This window comes from Hominimerdicola alba, from assembly GCF_900109655.1.
Taxonomy (GTDB): domain Bacteria; phylum Bacillota; class Clostridia; order Oscillospirales; family Ruminococcaceae; genus Hominimerdicola; species Hominimerdicola alba_B.
In genome coordinates this window covers 296,917-319,377 of the sequence record NZ_FOAT01000002.1, presented here as the reverse complement: position 1 = coordinate 319,377, position 22,461 = coordinate 296,917, and the positions used below count along the sequence as shown (strand labels likewise).

At 46.1% G+C, this 22,461-nt stretch carries 18 protein-coding genes; 11 read left to right on the top strand and 7 right to left on the bottom strand.

What is annotated here, in order from left to right:
* The first annotated feature begins 2 nt into the window (after positions 1–2).
* The 6 genes from BMY75_RS03640 to BMY75_RS03620 all read left to right on the top strand — a co-directional run bounded on the left by BMY75_RS03640 (position 3) and on the right by BMY75_RS03620 (position 6,625).
* Positions 3–998 (top strand): alpha/beta hydrolase, encoded by a 996-nt coding sequence (locus tag BMY75_RS03640; RefSeq protein ID WP_074829832.1) that lies wholly within the window; start codon positions 3–5, stop codon positions 996–998.
* Positions 999–1,037: 39 nt separating this feature from the next.
* Positions 1,038–2,144 (top strand): MBL fold metallo-hydrolase, encoded by a 1,107-nt coding sequence (locus tag BMY75_RS03635; protein ID WP_074829829.1) that lies wholly within the window; start codon positions 1,038–1,040, stop codon positions 2,142–2,144.
* Between the two features lie 19 nt (positions 2,145–2,163).
* Positions 2,164–2,775 carry a sugar O-acetyltransferase gene (locus BMY75_RS03630; RefSeq protein ID WP_074829824.1) on the top strand — a complete coding sequence of 204 codons (612 nt, stop codon included), beginning with the start codon at positions 2,164–2,166 and terminating at the stop codon, positions 2,773–2,775.
* Between the two features lie 81 nt (positions 2,776–2,856).
* Complete coding sequence (locus tag BMY75_RS18630) at positions 2,857–2,991, top strand: hypothetical protein (protein ID WP_278289112.1); 135 nt, start codon at positions 2,857–2,859, stop codon at positions 2,989–2,991.
* Between the two features lie 1,378 nt (positions 2,992–4,369).
* Entirely contained in the window at positions 4,370–4,720 is a 351-nt protein-coding gene (locus BMY75_RS03625; RefSeq protein ID WP_242940156.1) for a plasmid mobilization protein, read from the top strand.
* A gap of 198 nt (positions 4,721–4,918) precedes the next feature.
* Entirely contained in the window at positions 4,919–6,625 is a 1,707-nt protein-coding gene (locus BMY75_RS03620; protein WP_074829820.1) for a recombinase family protein, read from the top strand.
* Here the strand turns inward: BMY75_RS03620 and BMY75_RS03615 are convergent.
* The 3 genes from BMY75_RS03615 to nuoE are packed head-to-tail and all read right to left on the bottom strand — an operon-like array spanning position 6,622 to position 10,782.
* A complete protein-coding gene (locus BMY75_RS03615; RefSeq protein ID WP_074829819.1) occupies positions 6,622–8,364 on the bottom strand; it encodes an NADH-dependent [FeFe] hydrogenase, group A6 in 1,743 nt (580 codons plus the stop codon). The genes BMY75_RS03620 and BMY75_RS03615 overlap by 4 nt on opposite strands.
* A 19-nt stretch (positions 8,365–8,383) precedes the next feature.
* The gene (locus BMY75_RS03610; protein ID WP_074829816.1) at positions 8,384–10,276 is read right to left on the bottom strand and encodes an NADH-quinone oxidoreductase subunit NuoF; all 1,893 of its coding nucleotides are present in this window, start codon (positions 10,274–10,276) and stop codon (positions 8,384–8,386) included.
* 14 nt (positions 10,277–10,290) lie between these two features.
* On the bottom strand, positions 10,291–10,782 hold the full coding sequence (gene nuoE / locus BMY75_RS03605) for an NADH-quinone oxidoreductase subunit NuoE (protein ID WP_013499541.1): 492 nt from the start codon (positions 10,780–10,782) through the stop codon (positions 10,291–10,293).
* A gap of 582 nt (positions 10,783–11,364) precedes the next feature.
* Between nuoE and BMY75_RS03600 the strand changes: the two genes are divergently transcribed.
* Positions 11,365–11,994 (top strand): cytidylate kinase-like family protein, encoded by a 630-nt coding sequence (locus BMY75_RS03600; RefSeq protein WP_074829813.1) that lies wholly within the window; start codon positions 11,365–11,367, stop codon positions 11,992–11,994.
* A gap of 146 nt (positions 11,995–12,140) precedes the next feature.
* Here BMY75_RS03600 and BMY75_RS03595 read toward each other — a convergent pair whose 3' ends face one another.
* Genes BMY75_RS03595 through polA form a run of 4 tightly spaced genes read right to left on the bottom strand, consistent with a single transcriptional unit; the run spans position 12,141 to position 16,879 of the window.
* Positions 12,141–13,106, bottom strand: a complete 966-nt coding sequence (locus tag BMY75_RS03595) for an RluA family pseudouridine synthase (protein WP_074829808.1) — start codon at positions 13,104–13,106, stop codon at positions 12,141–12,143.
* Between the two features lie 41 nt (positions 13,107–13,147).
* Complete coding sequence (locus tag BMY75_RS03590) at positions 13,148–13,696, bottom strand: DUF6707 family protein (RefSeq protein WP_074829806.1); 549 nt, start codon at positions 13,694–13,696, stop codon at positions 13,148–13,150.
* A gap of 40 nt (positions 13,697–13,736) precedes the next feature.
* A complete protein-coding gene (locus tag BMY75_RS03585; RefSeq protein WP_074829803.1) occupies positions 13,737–14,285 on the bottom strand; it encodes a DUF6707 family protein in 549 nt (182 codons plus the stop codon).
* A gap of 23 nt (positions 14,286–14,308) precedes the next feature.
* Complete coding sequence (gene polA / locus BMY75_RS03580) at positions 14,309–16,879, bottom strand: DNA polymerase I (RefSeq protein WP_074829799.1); 2,571 nt, start codon at positions 16,877–16,879, stop codon at positions 14,309–14,311.
* A 590-nt stretch (positions 16,880–17,469) separates the two neighbouring features.
* On the opposite strand from polA, the gene BMY75_RS03575 reads away from it, so the two are divergent.
* The 4 genes from BMY75_RS03575 to BMY75_RS03560 all read left to right on the top strand — a co-directional run bounded on the left by BMY75_RS03575 (position 17,470) and on the right by BMY75_RS03560 (position 22,098).
* Positions 17,470–18,699, top strand: a complete 1,230-nt coding sequence (locus BMY75_RS03575) for a peptidylprolyl isomerase (protein ID WP_074829796.1) — start codon at positions 17,470–17,472, stop codon at positions 18,697–18,699.
* Between the two features lie 186 nt (positions 18,700–18,885).
* Positions 18,886–19,836, top strand: a complete 951-nt coding sequence (locus BMY75_RS03570; RefSeq protein ID WP_074829793.1) for an ABC transporter ATP-binding protein — start codon at positions 18,886–18,888, stop codon at positions 19,834–19,836.
* A gap of 2 nt (positions 19,837–19,838) precedes the next feature.
* Entirely contained in the window at positions 19,839–20,969 is a 1,131-nt protein-coding gene (locus BMY75_RS03565; RefSeq protein WP_074829790.1) for an ABC transporter permease, read from the top strand.
* Positions 20,956–22,098 carry an ABC transporter permease gene (locus tag BMY75_RS03560; protein ID WP_074829787.1) on the top strand — a complete coding sequence of 381 codons (1,143 nt, stop codon included), beginning with the start codon at positions 20,956–20,958 and terminating at the stop codon, positions 22,096–22,098. Before BMY75_RS03565 ends, BMY75_RS03560 begins: the two co-directional genes overlap by 14 nt.
* Positions 22,099–22,461: the final 363 nt, after the last annotated feature.

Sequence of the window (22,461 nt, the reverse complement as noted above, 5' to 3'; positions counted from 1 at the left end):
ACATGAAAGAAGAAATGCTGACTTTAACCACTGAATGGGACAAGACTTTCCCGAAGTCCGATAAGGTTGACCACAAGAAGGTCACTTTCCACAATCGCTACGGCATTACACTTGCCGCTGATATGTATATCCCAAAGAACGCTTCGGACAAGCTCCCTGCGATAGCTGTCAGCGGACCCTTCGGTGCGGTCAAGGAGCAGAGCAGCGGCCTGTATGCGCAGACACTCGCAGAGCGCGGCTTTCTGACCATCGCCTTTGATCCTTCTTTTACAGGTGAAAGCGGCGGACAGCCGAGATACATGGCTTCTCCCGACATCAATACCGAAGATTTCTCCGCTGCCGTTGACTTCCTCTCCGTGCAGGACAATGTCGATCCTGAGCGGATCGGTATCCTCGGCATCTGCGGTTGGGGCGGTATGGCGATCAATGCGGCGGCTTTGGATACCCGTATCAAGGCGACTGTCGCTTCCACGATGTATGATATGACAAGAGTCGCTTCAAAGGGATATTTTGATTCTGAGGACAGCGAGGAGAAAAGATATGCGAGCAAGGTGGCTATGAATACCCAGCGTACAAAGGATTATGCAAGCGGTGAATATGTCCGCGCAGGCGGTGTTGTTGATCCTCTGCCCGATGACGCACCATATTTCGTCAAGGATTATCACGCATATTACAAGACTGAGAGAGGTTATCACCCTCGTTCTCTCAACTCCAACAGCGGTTGGAACGTGATCGGCTGTATGTCGTTTATCAATATGCCGATATTGCAGTACAGCAACGAGATACGCTCAGCTGTGATGATCGTTCACGGTGAAAAGGCTCACTCCTGTTATTTCGGCAGGGACGCTTACGAGAATATGACGAAGGACAGCAAATACACCGATAACAAGGAACTTCTCATTATTGAGGGAGCTTCTCATACCGATCTGTATGACGGCGGTGAAAAGAAGGTCATTCCGTTTGACAAGCTGGAGAGCTTTTTCAAGGAGAATATGTAATTATTCACATGAAGTATAAAATACCAGGTGGTGGATGTAATGAAAGCACTGAAAAAATGCGGGAAAGTCCTGCTTATAATTGTGATATTGCTTGCAGTAATACTCTTGATCGGCTTGCTTTTCCTGAAATTCTATCCTCCCATCGGTGATGCTCCGGGCAAAGACGAGCAGAAGGAATACGCCGACAAGACCGACCTGTATTATGATAAGCAATTCCATAACGAGAGTGATTTTACAGTAATGACAGGAGATCAGGACAAAAAAAGCAGCAAGACGGTTCCCGATAAAAAGCTCCCTGCCGTAAAGATCGAAAGTGTAGAGCGAGCTGCTGACGGAGAACTGAAAGTAACATGGCTCGGTCATTCGACCTCTCTTATTCAGCTTGGAGATAAAAATATCTTTATTGATCCCGTGCTGAGTGACCGTTCATCGCCTGTGGGCTTTGCAGGACCGGAGCGCTTTTCGGAGCTTGCCCTTGAAATAGAGAATGTCCCCGATATTGATGTGCTTTTCATCTCACACGACCATTACGATCATCTCGATTACAATGTCATCAAGGCGATAGACGGCAGAGTAAGTCACTATGTTGTGCCGCTTGGCATTGACGTGATGCTGAAAGGCTGGGGCGTTGATGAGAGCAAGCTGCACCCTCTGTACTGGTGGGAGAGCATCGAGCTTGACGGAATTACATATACGCTCACTCCCGCACAGCACTACACAGGCAGAAATCCGCTTAAAATGAATGTCACCTTATGGGGCGGACTGTATATCAAGAACAGCACTCACAGCGTATATTATTCGGGAGACACCGGTTATTATGATGTGTTTGAACAGGTCTACGAACGATTTGGTGAAACAGAGCTTATGCTTGCAGATTCGGGACAGTATGACAGCGGCTGGAATGAAACGCATATGTTCCCCGAACAGACCGTGCAGGCGGCAAAGGACGTTCACGCAAAGTGGCTGATACCTGTGCATTGGGGAGCGTTCGTGCTATCAAACCATTCATGGTACGATCCGCCCGAAAGAGCAGTCAAGGCTGCTGAAGAACAGGGCGTGAGCCTTGCGACACCGAGGTTGGGGCAGACTGTAAACTATGACGATGTTTCTTCTTTCAATGAACATTGGTGGGAGAAATATAAATAATATATCGGAGGAAACAGCTATGACAACGTCAACTCAAGAATTGCAAAAATTTCTCGACTTCATGAACAGCGGCAGTCAGGTCACGGCTGAATGCGGTGTTCATCAGACGATGCACAGGCTCAGTCAGGAGGCTATCCGTATCACAATGGAGATCAATAATCACTATCATACTCCTGATGAGATCAATGCGCTTATGTCGGAGCTTATCGGAGAGCCTGTTGAGGTAGGGCTGTTTCCACCGTTTTATACGGATTGCGGAAAGAACATTCATCTTGGCAAGGGCGTGTTCATCAATGCGGGCTGTAAGTTTCAGGATCAGGGCGGTATCTACATCGGTGACGGTGCGCTGATCGGACATAACACTGTGCTGGCTACGCTGAACCACGGACTTCTGCCCGAAGAACGTCACGATCTGATACCGAAGCCAATTCATATCGGCAAAAATGTATGGATAGGCTCAAACTCAACTGTCCTTGCAGGCGTGACGATCGGAGACAATGCCGTTATCGGTGCAGGCTCGGTAGTCACAAAGGATATTCCCGAAAACATGATAGCCGTGGGAAGTCCTGCGAGAGTTATAAGGAGTATATTTGACCAAGTAACTCAATTCAGCAAGCAGAAACAACTTTGATCTTTATATTCTTTTGACATAAAACCTATCGAGACGATGATGCAGGAAATTATGGAGTAAAGAAAAGGGATAGCACTTCAGATGTTCAGTCTTTGCATCTATGGTAAGTCTTTCGGAGCGGTGGAAGAACTGGTGAAACAGATAATATTAAGAATGATATACGAAGACTTCTGCACACAAATCAGCAGAAGCCTTTTTTCTTTCCCCGACCATTAGGTCGCTTCGGGGAGGTCTCGGAGGGGTGCGGGTGTCCGGTGGACACCTCTGCCGAAGGCAGAAGCACCGACCGAGGCGACAGCCGAGAAGTCCCCTCTGAGCAGGTAGTACCGCGCAGCCTATGCAAAGCCCGCCCTCAGTCGGGGTTTGTATAGCCAGCGGTGCTACCTGCCTATGCTGCCGTTTACGCAGCATGAACAATTTTCGTCGCGCTTTTTGCGCGGCTGACTGCACGATCATATAATAATACACGACAGCGATACCGAAATGCACTTTGTTCGGTACCGCTGTTTTTTTATGCCTATTTTTCATACCATTTTTGCTTCAATTCAATATCAAGCGCGTATGCGCCGCACGATTTTTTGGGTATCAATGGAATTTTGCATCGAATAATTGATCCTTTTTCACTCAATGACAAATCGGGGAATATGTGCTATAGTGGAACTTGACGAAGGAATCATAGTTATACAGGACTGATAGTCAGTTATAAAACAAGGCTGTCGAACATTTTGTTCGGCTGCTTCGTCTTCTCGTTTACAGAATATTTACAAAATAATTTTTCAAAAAGGGGGTACGCTGCGTACCCCCTCCGGGATGCAAAACCACGCAATTTCGTACTTTTGAAAAGTGAAAATAGGCACCGATGCTTCGCAAACCCTTAAAAATCAAGGCTTTCAGAGGGGGGACGCAGCGTACCTTCTAATCTATCATGATATGTGTTAAGATATATTCACTGCAAGGGACAACGTTTTTAGAGGGCAAAACACATAAGGTTGCAAGTGAGAAGTACAAGCCGACCGGTTCAATGAAAGCTATGCAGTCTTAGCGGTGGTCAGTATCATTAACTGAAAGGAGCAGTCCATCGTATTGAGAAGAATGCTATCAAAATCTACTATGCTTTTAGTCGCAGTTGCAGTTCCAAGTATTGGGAGATCAGTCAATGATATCCCGCGTCCGCCAAACGCTGAATACTATCTGCGGTAGTTTGATATGCTTGCTTTTGCATCGCCTGAACTGATAGTTGTCAGATATAATTGCCACACATCGGATAAATACAGCTGCGTATCTCCGCAGATAGTTATGCAACTATCAAAATCGCTCAAAGCATACGCGCTAATTATGTACCTGTTGTATATCGGCGCAGCGATAATGAGTATTTGGATAACAGCCCTATTGGACATTGGTAAATTCGATTTAAGAAACGGATTTATGACCAAAATTTTTTCTTGCAGAAGCAAGTATAGATTCTTTCGTATACCGAAAGAATCCGTATACCGATTTTGCGATACCCCGCAAAATCGTGTTTAGGGAACCCTCTGCCCTAAACCCAAAACCCTCATTCGAGGAAGCAAATAATCAAAGCAATAAAAAGAAAGGAATGATCATTATAGCCAGAAAGTATAAGCAGGTTCATCGTAAGGAACTGACATTTGACCTGAAGGATTGGGAGATGATAGAGCGCAGGGCTGAGGCTTGTCACACCGACACTACTAAGTATCTTCGGACGATGATATTGGAAAAACAGCCTATATTTTATGACTTTAATGAATTGGCTCCGATGGTAAACGGCATGAGAATAATATCAGGCAACATCAACCAGATCGCAAAAAAGATGAACGCGACCAACAACATTTATGCGGAGGATGTTATAGTATTAAAAAAGGAAGTGGATGAGCTTTGGCGTCTTTCAGATTTGTATCTCTCCAATCTACAGCCCAAAAGAGTTTGAAGTACATACTGAATTTTGACTTCGCCAACTTGCAAATGCAGCTCGTTTACGACCGGTTCGCCCGCGACCGTTTTAACAGTACTCCGCCTTTGGAGGGTATCAAGCTGTATTGATCTGATACTTATAAAAACTATGGACAGCCAAGTCGAAAAGTGGTATAATAAACATGATCGATTTGGCTGTCGGAAAGGAGTTAGAATGACACAGCCAAACAAAATAACTGCATTATATTGCAGACTTTCACAGGACGATGCCAATTTCGGCGAGTCCAACAGTATAACCAATCAGAAGAAGATGCTTGAAAAGTATGCTTATGATAACGGTTTCGAGAATTGCAGATTTTTCGTTGACGACGGATACAGCGGTATCAGTTTCGATAATCGTCCCGCATTTCAGGAAATGTATTCCGAAATTGAAAACGGCAATATCGGAACTGTTATTACAAAAGACCTTTCGCGTTTCGGAAGGAATTATCTCCTTGTCGGACAGTATCTTCAGATCATTTTTCCGCAGTATGGTGTGAGATATATCGCGGTCAACGATAACGTAGATACCATTCAGGGCGACGATGAATTTACGGAGCTGAGGTCGTTATTTAATGAGTGGTATGTTCGTGATTGCAGCAAGAAGATCAAAGCTGTAAAGCTGGCACAGGCTATGCGCGGCGAGAGGGTGAACGGGTCTGTTCCATACGGATATATTCTTTCACCCGAGGACAAAAATCGGCTTATTGTCGATGAAAGGTTTGCGCCCGCGATACGGGATATGTTCAGGATGTACGCCAATGGGGATGGCGTGATAAACATTATTCGTCACCTGAAAGCGTGCGAATATCCGAAGCCTGCGGTGATGAAGAAGCTGCAAAACGATCCGGGGTTTGATGTTTCATCGGTTGCCGATCCTTATGTCTGGTGCAAGCGCTCGATAAATATAATACTTGATAATCCCGTCTATCTTGGGCATACATACACTCACAGGTCGGGTAAGGCTTCCTATAGATCGAACAAGAAGGTCATGTATCCGTCGAATCAGCAGTTTGAATTTCTGAACACGCATAAACCGTTGGTCGATAACGATACATGGAATACAGTTCAGCGCAGAAAGGCGGACCGACCCAAAGTAAACAGGCAGAGTGAAGTTGACAGTTTTTCGGGACTTCTGTTCTGCGGAGACTGCGGCACAAGAATGTCAGTCCACCGTGAGAAAAACAGACCGAGGATATATTACACCTGCGAAGGCTACCGCTCGCGCAAAGAGCGTTCCGACCAATGCACCACGCACTGCATAAACAAGAAAATAGTTGAAGCCGTAGTGCTTGATGATCTGTTGAGAGTCACATCAGAAGCGAGGAATAACCGCGAGAAGTTCATAGAGCTCTGCAAGAATAATTCTTCAACAGCATCTAAAAAAGAGCAAGCCGCCAAAAAACTGGAACTAACAAAAGCCGAGAAACGCTTAGCGGAGGTCAAAAGAATGTTCGTGAAGATCTATGAGGACAACGCGCTTGGAAAGCTGTTCGACGAGGATTATGCTATGCTCTCAGGGACGTATAAAACAGAGCAGGCACAGCTCGAGCAGACTATTTTTGAACTAACGTCTGAATTGAACAAGATCAAAGATGATGAGCAGAATACCAATCGTTTCCTTAGTGTGGTGGATAAATACACCGATATCACCGAGCTGACGTATGACCTGCTCAGAGACTTTATTGATAAGATCTACATCTACGAAAAGGACAAAGTAAACAAAACACGAAGGATCGAGATATTCTATAACTTTGTGGGTAATAACCTTTCTTCAGAAAGGTTTTCCCCAGTAATTCCCGCACCCTGTAAGCTACCCCATAACACAGAGCCAAAAACAGCCCGCAGAAATTTCTGCGGGCTGAACGTATTAGCATATTAGTCCTGATACTTGCCTCTCTTAACGTAGGTAGTATGCAGATACTTGTGAGCGTTGTGAGCGCCGGGAGCTTCAAAGAAGTCCTTGTACAGCATATCGCAAACAGGGCTCTCGTGAGACATTCTGAGATTCATGCTGCTGTCTGCATCGTACAGAGCCTTAGCTCTGATAGCCTTGAGGTCAACGAAGTTTCTAACAGCGTCGCTCTGAACAGGCTGACCGCCGCCGTTGATACAGCCGCCGGGACAAGCCATGATCTCAACGAACTGATAATCTCTCTCGCCGGAGAGTATGCCGTCGATGATCTCTCTTGCGTTAGCAAGACCGGAAGCAACTGCTACCTTAACGGTAACGCCGCCAACAGTGTAGGTAGCTTCCTTCAGACCCTTAGTACCTCTTACATCGTGGAACTCCAGAGGCTCGCACTTGCCGTCCAGCTTAACAGCTGCGGTTCTGAGAGCAGCCTCCATAACGCCGCCTGTTGCGCCGAAGATAGCGCCTGCACCGGAAGCGATCTCGAAAGGATCGTCGAACTTCTCGTCAGGCAGAGCGTTGAAGTCGATACCGGCTTCTCTGATCATTCTGCCCAGCTCACGAGTTGTGAGTGCAACATCAACGTCATCATAATCGCCGTTTCTCTGCTCTTCTCTTGTTACCTCGAACTTCTTAGCAGTACAAGGGATAACGCTGACTACGAACAGGTTCTTGGGATCGATGCCGTTCTTCTGGCAGTAGTAGCTCTTGAGAACTGCGCCGAACATCTGCTGAGGAGACTTGCAGCTCGACAGATGAGGCAGGAAATCAGGATAGTAGTGCTCACAGAACTTTACCCAACCGGGGCAGCAGGAAGTGAACATAGGCAGAGTGCCCTTGTTCTGTATTCTCTCGATGAGCTCGTTAGCTTCCTCGATGATTGTAAGGTCAGCAGTAACGTCCATGTTGAAGATGTTAACATCGCCCAGTCTTCTGATAGCAGCGACCATCTTGCCCTCAACGTTAGTACCAACAGGATTGCCGAACTCTTCGCCCAGAGTAGCTCTGATAGAAGGAGCGGTAAAGAATACTACCTTCTTCTCGGGATCTGCGATAGCGTCCCAAACCTTCTTCTCGCTGCTCTTCTCAGTAAGAGCGCCAACAGGGCAGGATACGATACACTGACCGCAGCCTACGCAAGCTGTAGAAGCAAGAGGCATATCGAATGCGGAACCAACGTGAACGTTGAAACCTCTTCTGATGTTGCCGATAACGGAAACGCTCTGTACATTCTTACAAGCAGCAACGCATCTCATACACTGGATGCACTTGTTGTTATCTCTTACCAGGAAAGGAGTGGAGTCGTCGATAGGCTTATCCATTACCTCAGGCATGAATCTGTCTTCATCTGCACCGTAAGCAACGCTGAGCTTCTGCAGCTCGCAGTTGTTAGCTCTTACGCAGGACAGACACTTCTTCTTATGATTGGAAAGCAGCAGTTCCAGAGTAGTCTTTCTGGACTTTCTAACCTTGGGAGTATTGGTGAATACTTCCATACCCTCTGCTGCGGGGTGAGTACAAGCAGCAACAAGACCTCTTGCACCTGTGATCTCAACTACACAGATACGGCAAGCACCGATGCAGTTAACGTCTTTCAGGTAGCAGAGCGTGGGTATATCCACATTGGCAGCCTTGGCAGCTTCGAGAACGGTGGAGCCTGCGGGAACTTCCACAGGGATGCCGTTAATTTTCAGATGAATCATTTCCATAGTTTATACCCTCCTCTGCTTACTTCTTGATGATAGCGCCGAACTTACAGTTGTTCATGCAGACACCGCACTTGATACACTTAGTGGTATCGATAATGTGAGGATTCTTAACAGTACCTGTAATAGCGTTTGCGGGACAATTTCTAGCGCAGAGCGTACAGCCCTTGCACTTGTCGGCGATGATCTCATACTGGAGCAGGTTCTTGCAGACACCGGCAGGACATTTCTTGTCCTTGATGTGAGCAAGATACTCGTCGCCGAAATACTGAAGTGTAGACAGAACAGGGTTAGGAGCAGACTGACCCAGTGCACACAGAGAAGATGTCTTCATGTGTGTAGCCAGATCCTGGATCTTCTCCAGATCTTCCATCTCGCCCTTGCCGTCAGTGATCTTCTCCAGCAGCTGGAGGAGCTTTCTTGTACCAACACGGCAGGGAGTACACTTACCGCAGCTCTCATCAACAGTGAAGTTGAGGTAGAACTTGGATACATCGACCATACAGTTGTCCTCATCCATAACGATAAGTCCGCCTGAACCCATCATGGAGCCCAGAGCAGCGAGGCTCTCGTAGTCGATAGGAGTATCTATGTGCTGTGCAGGGATACAGCCGCCCGAAGGACCGCCTGTCTGCGCAGCCTTGAATGCCTTACCATCAGGGATACCGCCGCCGATCTCTTCGATGATCTCACGGAGAGTAGTACCCATGGGTATCTCAACCAGACCAACGTTGGTGATCTTGCCGCCCAGAGCGAATACCTTAGTACCCTTGGACTTCTCAGTACCCATAGCAGAGTACCATGCAGCACCCTTTCTGATGATCTGTGCGATATTAGCGTATGTCTCAACGTTGTTCAGCAGAGTAGGCTTGCCGAACAGACCCTTAACAGCAGGGAAAGGAGGTCTTGGACGAGGCTCACCTCTGTTACCCTCGATAGAGGTCAGCAGAGCGGTCTCTTCGCCGCATACGAACGCACCTGCACCGAGTCTGATCTCGATGTCGAAGCTGTGGCCTGTGCCGAGAATGTTCTCGCCCAGCAGACCGTACTCTCTTGCCTGATCCAGAGCGATCTGGAGTCTGTTAACAGCAACAGGGTACTCAGCTCTTACGTATACATAACCCTGGTGAGCGCCAACAGCGTAGGAAGCTATTGTCATAGCCTCGATAACAGCGTGGGGGTCACCCTCGAGGATAGATCTGTCCATGAATGCGCCGGGGTCGCCCTCGTCTGCGTTACAAGCAACGTACTTAACATCGCCGGGAGCGTCCTTTGTGAACATCCACTTTCTGCCGGTGGGGAAGCCTGCACCGCCGCGTCCTCTGATACCGGAATCGAGAACTTCCTTAACTACCTCATCGGGAGTCATGGAGGTCAGTGCCTTGTAGAGTGCCTGATAACCGTCAGTAGCGATATACTCCTCGATATCCTCGGGGTCGATAACGCCGCAGTTTCTCAGAGCGATTCTCTTCTGCTTTCTGTAGAAGTTAGTCTCATACAGAGATATGATAGAGCCGTCCTCGTGAACAGTCTCCTGATACAGCAGATCCTTGCAGATCTCGCCGTTTACGAGGTGCTCGTCAACGATTCTCTTGATGCCCTCGGGAGTAGCCTGTGCATAGAAAGCACCCTCGGGGTATACAATAACGATAGGGCCGAGAGAGCAAAGACCGAAGCAGCCTGTTCTTACAACGAGTACTTCGTCAGCGATGCCCTTTGCAGCCAGCTCATCTTTCAGAGCCTTCAGAACGTCCATAGAATGTGAGGACTGGCAGCCGGTACCGCCGCATACGAGTACCTGCTTGCGGTAGCCTGTTTCCTTGGCGAGCTTTTCGCCCTCCTCAGCGATTATTGTCCTGACTTTAACGATATCCGCCTTAGCGGCTTTGATCTTATTCAGTTCTTCGATGGTCATACTGCCTTACCTCCTTACTTGTAGCTATCCAGGATCTTTGCGACCTGTTCGGGTTTCAGCTTGCCGTAAACGTCCTCGTCTACCAGCATAACGGGAGCCAGACCGCATGCGCCAACGCAGCGGCAGGAATCGATGGAGAACATACCATCAGCAGTACACTCACCGCTCTTGATGCCCAGCTTTGCTTCAACAGCCTCCAGAATCTTATCGGAGCCCTTAACATAGCAGGCAGTACCGAGACAGACGCTGATCCTGTGCTTGCCCTTGGGGGTAAGAGAGAACTGGCTGTAGAATGTTGCAACGCCGAATACCTCCGACAGTGAAACGCCCAGTCCATCAGCGATCATCTTCTGGACCTCGATAGGAAGATAGCCGTAGATCCCCTGAGCCTCCTGCAATGTAGGCATCAGTCCACCGGGCTGGTCATGGTGCTTAGCAATGACTTCCTTAAGCTGTGCCTCCTGCTCAGGAGTACCCTGAAAAGGAATAACGGTTTTCTCAGTCATAAAATAACCTCCTTAATTGATTTTGCATAACAAAATATACTGATCATGCGCTGCGCGTATAACGACAGTCATCATCCTGCGCGAAATGTGCAAAATGGAGAAATTTCTCCGGACATAAAAACAAAGCCGTCTGTTATACCTTTTTACATAGGGGATATAAGTGCGTATATGCCCTATAAATCAAGGCGCAGCCAACATTATTATTATACATTATTTCGACTTTCTTTTCAAGCATTTTAGAAAAATTAATATACAAACTTAATTGCAATTTTTTATGCATTTTTACGCAAAATGTTCGGTTAGTTATATATAATTCAGTTAGTTTAAACTAATTTTTAGCCAGTACCCCACATTTCCGACCTCCCAAACAAGCCCCATAGGTTATGAGGTATATATGATTTTATATGCCTGCAGGATTTCTTTCATTTTCATACTGTTAAATTAGTTTTTAACGAAACGTCAATTGATAAAATGCACAAAATATTTTCGCTAAATTTGTGAATGATTTTTTGCAATTTTTGTATACAAAACACAAAAAGTATGCTATAATAAATTCAGTCCAAAGGAAAGGAGCGATGTTCCATGAGGTCTATCATAACTATCAGCCGTGAATTTGGCAGCGGCGGCAGAGAGATCGGCAAACTGCTTGCCAAAGATCTTGATATCCCGTTCTATGATAAAGAGCTTCTGGAAATGGCTTCCAAGGACAGCGGGATATGCGAGGAGCTCTTCGTCAAGAACGATGAGAGCTATACCAACAGTTTCCTGTTCTCCCTTGTAATGGGCAGCTATCCTGTGTCCGCAGACGGCAGGATAAATCCCGACCTTCCATTGAACCACAAGATATTCCTTGCGCAGTTCGATACTATCAGGAAGCTGGGAGATAAAGGACCATGCGTGATAGTCGGCAGATGTGCAGACTATGTACTAAGGGATAACCCCAATGTCATCAACTTTTTCCTGACAGGAGATATGTCAGATAAAAAAGCGCGTATACTTGGAAGATACGATATCGAAAAGGACAAGGTGGAGGACTTCATCAAGAAGACCGATAAGCGCCGTGCATCCTACTACAATTATTATACCGACCAGAAATGGGGCGCAGCTCCCAATTTCGACCTGTGCATAAATACCTCCAAGACAGGTATACAGGGTGCGGTACAGCTCATGAAGGAGTATATAACCATCAAGGAGAATTATAAATCCAAGTGAGCCATTAACTAACGACATTCATGTTTTTAATTCATTTTACTTTCCTTACTACGAAAAGACACCGAGCCGGGAGGTCGGTGTCTTTTTGTGTGTAAAAAGGCGGTTGACCGGTGAGAAATGCCAAAGAGGAGAGTTTTTTTTGCTTTTTACAGCTGAAAAAATTTCTCCCTGAACCAGACTTTCTTTACTTCAAAACTCTTACCGTCCAGATATTCCAGACAGCCGCTATCGGTGGTGAATTTGAATGTGAGTTTATAGGAACACAGCGCCTGGGTCTTCACCCCGAGGGCGCGGTTTATTTTGTTGCTGCCGTATTTTCCGTCGCCAAGCAGAGGGTAGCCGATGTGGGCGAGATGGGCTCTGATCTGGTGTGTTCTGCCTGTGACAAGGTCAACTTCAAGCAGTGCAAGATCGGACTGTTTATTCTCGGCGAGGACTTTATAGCGTGTTATCATGGTCTTGCTTCCCGGAAATTGCTTGTCCTCAACGCGGACTACTTTTGTCTTTTCGTCACGGCGATGGAAGGCTTTCAGCTCGGCGGACTTTTTATTCGGGATACCTGTGGTCACGCAGAGGTAGAGTTTTTCAAGTTCTCTGTCCTTGACTTTCTGATTCAGCACCCGCAGGCTTTCGGCATTTTTGGCACATATCACTATACCAGAGGTATTCCTGTCGATGCGGTTGCATAGGGCTGGAGTAAAGCTGTTCTCGGTATCGGGGTCGAACTCGCCTTTATCGTAGAGGTAGTGCAGTACCCTGTCGATGAGGGTATCAGCCGAGCCACTTTCGTCCTCATGGACAACAAGACCGCAGGGCTTATCGCAGAGGAGTATATTTTCGTCCTCGTACACTATTTCGATATCCTTTGGAGCGGTGAGAAAACGGTGGGCTTCATCACGGACTTCGGGAAAAAATTCGTCATTGATATAAAGCTGTACGCTGTCGCCCTCGCTGAGTTTTGTGCTTATCTCACATCTTTTGCCGTTGAGCTTTATGCGCTTTAACCTGATATATTTGTACATCAGGTTTTTCGGCAGTGCGGGGACTGCCTTGGTGAGAAATTTATCCATGCGCTGTCCCGCATCGTTTTTATTTATGCTGAATTCTTTCAAATCTATCCTCCGCCTATTTTTTATCGTGATGTTTTACAGCCTTATTTTACCTGACGTAAAATGTCTACAAGTTCCTTGATATCGCTTTCAAATTTTTCATCGGGTACAGGAAATTTACCTGCTTCTCGGTACCTTATGGCTGATTGAAGTTTACAGAAGCGCCAGCCGTCAGCCAGTGATCTGGGGCGATTTTTGAGCTCTTCCGCTATGTTGATATCCATATCTATCATGTATGAATCTACCAGATTTACGTATAATTCAGGGTGGCGATGTTCGTTGATCTTATTTATCAGAACTTGGGATCCTTCTGTTAAGCCCCGCTCTCTGAGCACTCTTGATTTCAGGCTCATCACCATATCGGTACTGAACCAGATATCGTAATTTCCCGAAAACTCCATATCCTTTAGCAGGTCACAGACTTCGATCATTTCATCGTAGTAGCCGTAGATATACAGCCATGTCGCCAAAGCGGATATATTCTGAAGATCTCTGCTTGATTTAAAACTGCACTTTTTCAGTATCTTACTGCACAGGCTTCTGACTTTCTTTTTATCAACAGTGATGCTTATGCGCTCGATCAATTCTGTCATACTTAACCGACCTTCTTATTCATCGTGATGTTTTACAGCCTTATTTTACCTGACGTAAAAAGGATACAAGCTCCTTGATATCGTTGTCAAATCTTTCATCCGAAATGGGGAATCCACCCGGTTCTCTGTAATTTATTGCAAATTGAAGCTTGCAGAATCTCCATCCATAGGCTAATGATCTTGGATGATCTTTTTCTTCCTCTGCGATGTTTTCATCCATATTTTCTTCGTATTCATCTACAAGATTTACATAAAGACTAGGATCGCGCTGCTCATTGATTTTATCTACTAATAACTGAGCTTCTTTAAGCATTCCTCTTTCTCTGAAAACTCTCGCTTTAAGACACATGGTCATCTCAGGGATAAACCATAGATCGTAATCACCTTCAAATTCCATATCTTTCACTAAGTCGCAAACCTCTATCATTTCATCATAGTAACCATAGATATATAACCATGTTGCTAAACCGGATATGTTCTGGAGATCTCTGCTTGATTTAAAGCTGCACTTTTTCAGTATTTTGTTACAGTAACTTCTGACTTTCTTTTTTTCAACAGTATTGCTGATACGCTCGATCAATTCTGTCATACTTAACCGACCTTTCGTGGGTACTAGCCCTTTGCAAGATACCAGCTTTCGCCCTCGCCGACGGATACCTCCATAGGCACTGAAAGCTTGACTGCATTTTCCATTTCTTCTTTCAGCACTGCGGAAGCCCTGTCTTTATCCTCGGGAGTGACTTCGATAATAAGTTCATCGTGTACCTGTAATATCAGCCTTGCATCCAGCTTTTCTTCTTTAAGCCTTTGGTAGACCTTTACCATTGCTATCTTGATGATATCTGCCGCCGCGCCCTGTATTGGGGCATTCATTGCGGCACGCTTGCCGAAAGCCTGCATGACTTTATTGGTCGCTGAAAGCTCGGGGATATAGCGTCTTCTGCCGAATATGGTAGTGACGTATCCGTTCTTTATGCCGTCCTCTACTGTCTTATCCATGAACTGTGATACCTTTGGGAAGTTATCGAGATAGTTCTTGATATACTGCTTGGCTTCTGCCACGCTGACACCTATATCCTTGGACAGTGAGAACGCACCTATGCCATAGATTATGCCGAAGTTTACTGCCTTTGCGGCTGACCTCATCTCGGGGAGCACCATATCCGCGGGTATGCCGAATACCTGTGAAGCTGTCATGGCGTGGATATCCGTGCCTTCCTCGAAAGTCTTTCTCATATTCTCATCGCCGCATACTGCCGCCAGTACACGGAGTTCTATCTGGCTGTAATCCGCATCAAGGAGAGTACAGCCTTCACCTGCAACGAAGAATTTACGCATATTGCGCCCTATCTCCTTGCGGACAGGGATATTCTGCATATTGGGCTCGGTGGAGCTTATACGTCCCGTGCGGGTCTCGGTCTGTTTGAATATGCTGTGTACTCTGCCATCGGATTCAACTTCTTTCAGCAGACCGTCAACATAGGTGGAGCTGAGTTTTGTCAGGGTACGGTATTCCAGCACAAGGCGTACTATTGGGTGCTTGTCTGCCAGTTCTTCAAGAACTTCCGCATTGGTGGAATAGCCCGACTTTGTCTTCTTCTTGGCAGGAAGTCCCAGTTTTTCAAATAGGACTTCGCCCAGCTGTTTGGGTGAAGCGATATTGAATTCACCGTCTGCAAGATCATATATCTGCTTGGTAAGGGCTTCGATATCCTTTTTGAGCCACTTGCCGAATTCACGTATACCGTTGGTATCTGCACGTACACCGTAATGCTCCATAGATGCCAGAACTTCACATAAGGGCATTTCCACCTCGTTGAAGAGTTTTAGCATCTCGGTCTGTTCAAGCTGTAATTTAAGGTTTTCGGAGAGGGGTATCAGCGAGCATACATCTGCGAAATCACCCATATCTGAGCGGTAAGTTACCTTATAGGTAAGGCAGAGATTCTCGGCGGTGTACTCCCCTGCCTGAGAATTCAGCAGATATCCTGCAAGGTCACAGCAGAATGTGAGACCATTAAGGTGTGTGCCGTTATCAAAAGCGAATCTATGGGCTTTTTTGCCCTCGAAAGCAACCTTTTCACAGGGGCTCTCGAAAAATCTCAGGGCGATGCCGTCAAAATCCCAGTCACCAAAAGCGATGGCATAAGCCTTATCCTCAAAGAAGACCTGAAGCTTATTGCCGTCAAAGATGAAAGCCGTCTGCTTGCCCTCGGTCATCTGAGCGATAGCATCATCGTTAAGGGGCAGACCTGTTTCGTACTTGGGCAGGTCTTTGAGTTTGAGCTTTGTTTCCTCACCTGCATCGGCTGAGGTACTGTCAGCACCTGTGAGTTTGAGCCTTTCCATGAGCCTGAGCATTTCTAGCTCGGTGAGGAAAGCTTTAGCTTCGGGGGCATCGGGCGGCATTAGCTTGTAGCTCTCGACTGATCTTTCAACGGGAGCTTCAAGGCATATCTCGGCAAGGAAATGGCTGTCAATTGCATCCTGATGACCTGCTTCGAGCTTTGCGCGGTTGCCCTTTGTTATGGTGTATTTATCCAGATCGGCATAGAGGTTTTCAACAGTGCCTGCCTGCTGTATAAGATTAAGGGCAGTCTTTTCGCCTATGCCCTTTACACCCGAGATATTATCGGAAGTATCGCCCATCAGCGCTTTGACCTCGATCATCTGTCTGGGGGATACGCCGTATTCTTCCATAATGCGTTCGGGGGTATATATCTTGGTCTCCTTGGAGCCTGCTAGGCGGACGGTAACACGCTCATCAACAAGCTGGAAGCTGTCGCGGTCACCTGTGAGGATATAGCACTCGTTACCGCTGTCGGAAGCGGCTTTTGAGAGAGTGCCGAGGATATCATCGGCTTCGTAGCCCTCACACTCAACGGTCTTTATGCCCAGAAGCGCGAGAAGCTGTTTTATCAGGGGCATCTGCTGAGCCAGTTCATCGGGCATACCCTTGCGGTTAGCCTTGTAGGACGAATTCGCCTTATGCCTGAAAGTGGGGGCTTTAAGGTCAAAAGCCACAGCCACGCAGTCGGGGTGCACCTCTTCGATCTCTTTAAGATATATATTCATAAAGCCTGTGAGGGCATTGGTGCATATGCCCTTTGAGTTAGTGAGTATGCGTATGCCGTAAAAAGCGCGGTTCATTATGCTGTTGCCGTCTATACAAAGCAGTTTCATCTGTATACCTCCTGATCTGGTTAGCAGTGTTCTGTACTATTATACCACATTACGAGCTATCATGCAAGCAGGGCAGGAGAATTATGTAATGAACGCAAAGACGATGGTGCCGACGATCTGTCACCGCATGAAAAACATACCCAAGTATATTGCGCTTTAGTACGCTAAACATTTTACTGTATTTACTGTATTTTACTGTAAGGGTAATATAAAAACTTCGATAATTAAAATTACCATATATTGGTAATAATCTGCGTTTTTTTACTTTTACTTCTACACGTACATTTTTTACAGTAAAATAAAAAATCAGGCTGAAACGAAGCTTTTTCGGGGGGTAATTTACTGTAAATCTAATACAGTAAATTACAGAAAAATCAGTAAAATGCTTATCACACTAAAGCAAAATGACATTATCAGTCTATACTTACAGATAACAGGAGTGCAGAGCAGATCACGCGATAGTTCATCATTCGGTATAAAACAGAATATTTCAAATTAAAACACAAATCCATCACATAAATGCTTTATAATGTAGTCTGTATTACTCTGAAAATAAACCCATATGTGATATTAGGAAAGGAAAGATATCCATGTTAAAAAAGATGATGGCTGTTCTGCTGGCTATGACATTATGTGTTGGCTCGATGGCAGGCTGCAGCAATAAAGACAAAAAGGATAAAGATAAGAAATCCTCCGAGACTACTACTAACGAGGACGAAGCAGCAGGTCCTCAGCAGGAGGAAGTTCTGCCTGTTGCATCGCTGACTATAGACGGTGAGGAGATAGACACCACTGATTACGTTATGTGCAATATCGACGGTATAGACATTTCATTCGATCTGTTCAGGTTCTTTTATTTTGAGGCGCTTGCACAGTACGAACAGTTCGGTATCGATGCAAATGCCCTCAGGACTAATGACGAGACTTATCAGGCATTTCTCAATTATGTTATAGACTCTATCAAGAACCGTCTTGTTACCGATAAGCTGGCTGAAACTCACAACATTGAGCTGGACGATGAAGACCAGAAGGTCATCGACGGTAATCTGAGAAAGTGCAAGGAAGAATACAGCAACGAAGAAGAATTCCAGAAAGAAATGCAGAGATCTCACCTTACATACGATGTGCTGGAGAGGATGTTCATAAATGCACAGACATATAACAAGGTCATGGCTACACTGTTTGATAAAGGCGGACAGTATGCGACCACAGAGGAAGATTTCCTGAAACTTATACAGGATCCCGAGGAGTATGCCCACGCGGTCTATGTAATGATACCTTTCTATTCGCAGGTAGAGCTTGATGACAGCACTGCAGCCACCTACGATGACAAGACCCTGTCGCAGAAGATAAGTGCAAAGAACAATGCTTACAATGCCCTTGACGCTGACGCCAAAGCAGCAGAGGCGGCAAAGGCTAAGACAGTTGCTGAGGATGTGCTGAAACGCGCTCAGGACGGAGAAGATTTTACCCAGCTTATCGAAGAATACGGCTGGGATACCGAACTTGATGAAAACCCGAAAAATGGTTACTATATGCGCCGTGACAACACAGGCGGATTCCCCAAGGCTATGCTGGACGAGGTATTCTCTCTTAAACCCGGACAGGTATCGGAAAATCTTATTGAGGACGGCACTTACGGTTACTTCATCGTAAAACGTCTTGAGCCTGATATGAACTATATCAACGAGAACATAGATACAATGATCGCAACACACGATCAGCCCATGATACAGAAGATGTTCACTGAAACAATGGATGCAATGACCGTAACTTACTGCGGTATTTGGGATAAGCTTACTTATGACAGCATCACCTGATGAGTGAATAACCGAACGATCACAAAGAACGACTAAAGCATAGCGCCGCGGTCGTTCTTTTTTTGCATATGAGAAAATGACATTTGTCACATCACAAAGTGATACCCGACACTACAAACCGCAGTTGGAGTATGATATAATACAGACAATGAAAGAAAACAACAAAAATATACGGAGGTTAATGATATGGCTGATACAGTTATAAAAATAGACAGTCTGGTAAAAAGATACGGCGAGCTTATCGCACTGGATCATCTGTCACTGGAGATAAAGCAGGGAGAGGTCTTCGGGCTTCTGGGACCTAACGGCTCCGGCAAGACCACAACTATAAACTGCCTGCTTTCTCTGCTTTCCTACGACAAGGGAACGATACAGATATTCGGCAAGGATATGAGCCCCACAGCTTACGACATCAAAAGAGATATAGGTGTTATAATGCAGAACGTTGCAGTGTACGATGAGCTGACAGTGCAGGAAAACATCGACTACTTCTGCGGGCTTTACATCACCGATAAGGAGCAGAAGGCTCAGTACGTCGAGGACGCTATTAAATTCGTGGGGCTTGAAGACTTCAGAAAGTTCCGTCCCAAGAAGCTTTCGGGAGGTCTGCTGAGAAGACTGAACATCGCCTGCGGCATCGCCCACAAGCCTAAGCTCATAATCCTGGACGAGCCCACGGTGGCGGTAGACCCTCAGAGCAGAAACAAGATACTCGAGGGTATCGAGGAGCTTAACAGGAACGGCGCTACCATAATATACACCTCCCATTACATGGAGGAAGTCGAGCAGATATGCACCCGCATCGCCATAATGGACAAGGGTAAAAAGATAGCCGAGGGCACCAAGGAAGAGCTCACGGCTATGATCAAGAACACCGAGACCATCAAGGTTACTTTGCACGAACTGCCCGATGAAGTGCTTTCGGAGATAAGCGCTCTGCCCCACGTATACAGCACGGATTTTGCAGAAGAAAGGCTGACGGTATCATGTTCGGGCGGCAAGCACAACCTGATAAGAGTGCTGGAAGTTCTCCAGAACCACGATATGCACATCGGCAGAGTTACCACCGAACAGCCTACCCTCAACGATGTTTTCCTTGAAATAACGGGCAAGGCTCTCAGGGATAAGGAGGAATAATAATGTTCTTCAACGAGTTGAAATACTTTATCCTCTCCACGCTGAGAGAAAAAAAGCTGATATTCTGGCTGATACTTTTTCCGATGTTTATGGGTACCATGTTCAAGCTTGCTTTCAACGGACTTTCAGAAAAGGAGTTCAGCTTCAAAGCGATACCCACTGCTGTAGTAGAGATAAAAGAGAACAGCATATTCCACGAAGTAGTCAACAGCGTATCAGAAGGCGATAATCCCTTGCTGAAAGCCAGCTTCACCGACAAAGATGAAGCGGAAAAGCAGCTGAACGAAGGAGATATAGAGGGCATCATCTTCGTTGACGACACCATAAGCCTTAAAGTGGCAGGTTCTGATATGGAAGAAACTATACTTAAAGCCTTCACGGACAGATATCTGACACAGGAAAAGCTTATGACGGAAGCTGCCAAGAAAGACCCTTCAAATATACCTGCCATGACAAAGGCTATGTCCGAAGAGATGAACGTGCTGAAAGAAGAGCCTATCGAGACTTCCAGCAACGACAGGTACATAACCTATTTTTACAATCTTCTGGCAATGGTAGCTCTTTGCAGTTCTGTAACAGGGCTCTCGATAGTTACTGCCAATCAGGCTGACCAGTCACCTCTCGGGGCAAGAAAATGTTGTTCACCCACACCTAAGCTGATAAGCACACTGGCTATAATGCTTGGCTGCTGGGCGGTAAGCGCTGTATGCATGGTGACAACCGTATCATTTATGGCATTTGTGTTGAAGATAGAATTCGGCAGCAGACTTCCCCTTGTATATGCAGGCGGTATACTTGGCAGCATAACAGGCACTTCCATGGGCTACATGATAGCTTCACTGGTGGGTGGCAGCACTGAAAAAAAGAACGCTGTGGCAATGACGGTATCCTTGAGCGGAAATTTTCTCAGCGGACTTATGGTAGGCGATATAAAACCCCTTATCATGGAAAAAATGCCCCTGCTGAACGAACTCAATCCCTCTGCGGTGATATGCGACAGTTTATTCTACCTGAATATCGACAAGGGCTATGACAGATTCATTGGCAAGATGCTGACACTGCTGGCGATGACTGCGATATTCACAGCTATAGGTTTCATTTTCACAAGGAGGAAAAAATATGCAAGTATTTAAGCTGTTCATGCTGATACTCAAAAAGAAGATAAAGCTGATAATACTATTCACCGTAATATTTATGGTATTTTTCCTTGGTTTTTTCTTCGGCGGCAATACAGAGGATAAATTCACCGAGAGCAGGCTGAAAATAACCATCACCGATAATGACAACACCCCCGAGAGCAAAGCGCTCATAGAATATATCGGTACGAAGCACGATATCGTGACTTCAAATATAGATATGAAAGACGCGCTGTTTTTCGGCACGGTTGACTATGAGCTCACCATAAACAATGGCTATGCCAGAAACCTTGCCGACGGAAAGACCGAGGGTCTGTTCACGAGCCGTCATGTTTACAACAGTTACAGTGTGGCATACATGAGCAGTTTTCTTGATGAGTATGTCAGCTGTGTAAGAGCCTGCACAGCCGCAGGCGATGATATGACATACGCAGTAAAAAAAGCTGCGGATGCTATGGACACAAATACCGAGGTCACGATGATAACTTCGGAAGCGGGAAATATAAACGGTCTGATGAGCGGAAAAGGATTTTTCAGATACCTTCCTTATATCCTCCTTTCACTGATGATATGCGTGCTCTCTCCTGTTATGATGTCCATAAACAGCAAGGAAGTTCGTTTCAGGACAAACTGCTCGGCTGTCCGCCCCGTATCCTTCATGATGCAGATACTGCTTGGCTGCGTTATCTATGTGCTGGCGATATGGGTGCTGTTCATGACATTAGGTATTTTACTGGATAAAAGCGCATTCAGCGGCAGCGGTTGGCTTAATATTGTAAACAGTGGAGTATTTGCGGTAATATCGGCATTCATAGCTGTACTGGTGTCAATGCTTCTGCCGTCACAGCAGACAGTAAACCTTGCCAGCAACGTGATAAGTCTGGTCATGAGTTTCATGTGTGGTGTATTCGTACCGCAGACTATGCTTGGCGATACGGTGATATCCATAGGCAAGTTCCTGCCTGCATTCTGGTACATCAAGGTAAGCGATATGCTGACGGGCGCACAGATATTCAATGCATCTAAGGCTGCGCAGTATCTGCTTATCGAGGCAGGCTTCGCTGTGGCGCTGGGTATCATCGCCACACTTCTGTACAAGACTAAGCTTCGCAGTGCTGAGCTTTGAGTAACGGATATAAGAAAGGCAGATACTTCGCGCATGAAGTATCTGCCTGTTGTTTGAAACCTAAGTGCTTTACAAATGGTGATTTCGTTTTTCGAACATCAAAAAAAGCTCTTCGAACGTTCGGAATTCTTTTTCTTGGTGCAGTCTGATATTTGCTTTGAACTGGAGATTGCTGGTTTTCACCCCTCGTTCCTCGGGTCGAGAAATCGGATTCGCTTCGCTGTCCGATTTCGGGCGCGGCAATAATTTACGGACATAGAAAGAGCGTATGCATTGGTTTTGCATACGCTCGATTTCTTTGATATTGCCGCGTTTTTTTGTCATGACGGGTAATTTCGCTGTTCTATTTACAGCACTATTGCC

Excerpts from the sequence above, each read along its gene's own strand:
- BMY75_RS03640 (WP_074829832.1), top strand. The coding sequence starts at position 3 with ATGAAAGAAGAAATGCTGACTTTAACCACTGAATGGGACAAGACTTTC.
- BMY75_RS03635 (WP_074829829.1), top strand. The coding sequence starts at position 1,038 with ATGAAAGCACTGAAAAAATGCGGGAAAGTCCTGCTTATAATTGTGATA.
- BMY75_RS03630 (WP_074829824.1), top strand. The coding sequence starts at position 2,164 with ATGACAACGTCAACTCAAGAATTGCAAAAATTTCTCGACTTCATGAAC.
- BMY75_RS18630 (WP_278289112.1), top strand. The coding sequence starts at position 2,857 with ATGTTCAGTCTTTGCATCTATGGTAAGTCTTTCGGAGCGGTGGAAGAA.
- BMY75_RS03625 (WP_242940156.1), top strand. The coding sequence starts at position 4,370 with ATGATCATTATAGCCAGAAAGTATAAGCAGGTTCATCGTAAGGAACTG.
- BMY75_RS03620 (WP_074829820.1), top strand. The coding sequence starts at position 4,919 with ATGACACAGCCAAACAAAATAACTGCATTATATTGCAGACTTTCACAG.
- BMY75_RS03615 (WP_074829819.1), bottom strand. The coding sequence starts at position 8,364 with ATGGAAATGATTCATCTGAAAATTAACGGCATCCCTGTGGAAGTTCCC.
- BMY75_RS03610 (WP_074829816.1), bottom strand. The coding sequence starts at position 10,276 with ATGACCATCGAAGAACTGAATAAGATCAAAGCCGCTAAGGCGGATATC.
- nuoE (WP_013499541.1), bottom strand. The coding sequence starts at position 10,782 with ATGACTGAGAAAACCGTTATTCCTTTTCAGGGTACTCCTGAGCAGGAG.
- BMY75_RS03600 (WP_074829813.1), top strand. The coding sequence starts at position 11,365 with ATGAGGTCTATCATAACTATCAGCCGTGAATTTGGCAGCGGCGGCAGA.
- BMY75_RS03590 (WP_074829806.1), bottom strand. The coding sequence starts at position 13,696 with ATGACAGAATTGATCGAGCGCATAAGCATCACTGTTGATAAAAAGAAA.
- BMY75_RS03585 (WP_074829803.1), bottom strand. The coding sequence starts at position 14,285 with ATGACAGAATTGATCGAGCGTATCAGCAATACTGTTGAAAAAAAGAAA.
- polA (WP_074829799.1), bottom strand. The coding sequence starts at position 16,879 with ATGAAACTGCTTTGTATAGACGGCAACAGCATAATGAACCGCGCTTTT.
- BMY75_RS03575 (WP_074829796.1), top strand. The coding sequence starts at position 17,470 with ATGTTAAAAAAGATGATGGCTGTTCTGCTGGCTATGACATTATGTGTT.
- BMY75_RS03570 (WP_074829793.1), top strand. The coding sequence starts at position 18,886 with ATGGCTGATACAGTTATAAAAATAGACAGTCTGGTAAAAAGATACGGC.
- BMY75_RS03565 (WP_074829790.1), top strand. The coding sequence starts at position 19,839 with ATGTTCTTCAACGAGTTGAAATACTTTATCCTCTCCACGCTGAGAGAA.
- BMY75_RS03560 (WP_074829787.1), top strand. The coding sequence starts at position 20,956 with ATGCAAGTATTTAAGCTGTTCATGCTGATACTCAAAAAGAAGATAAAG.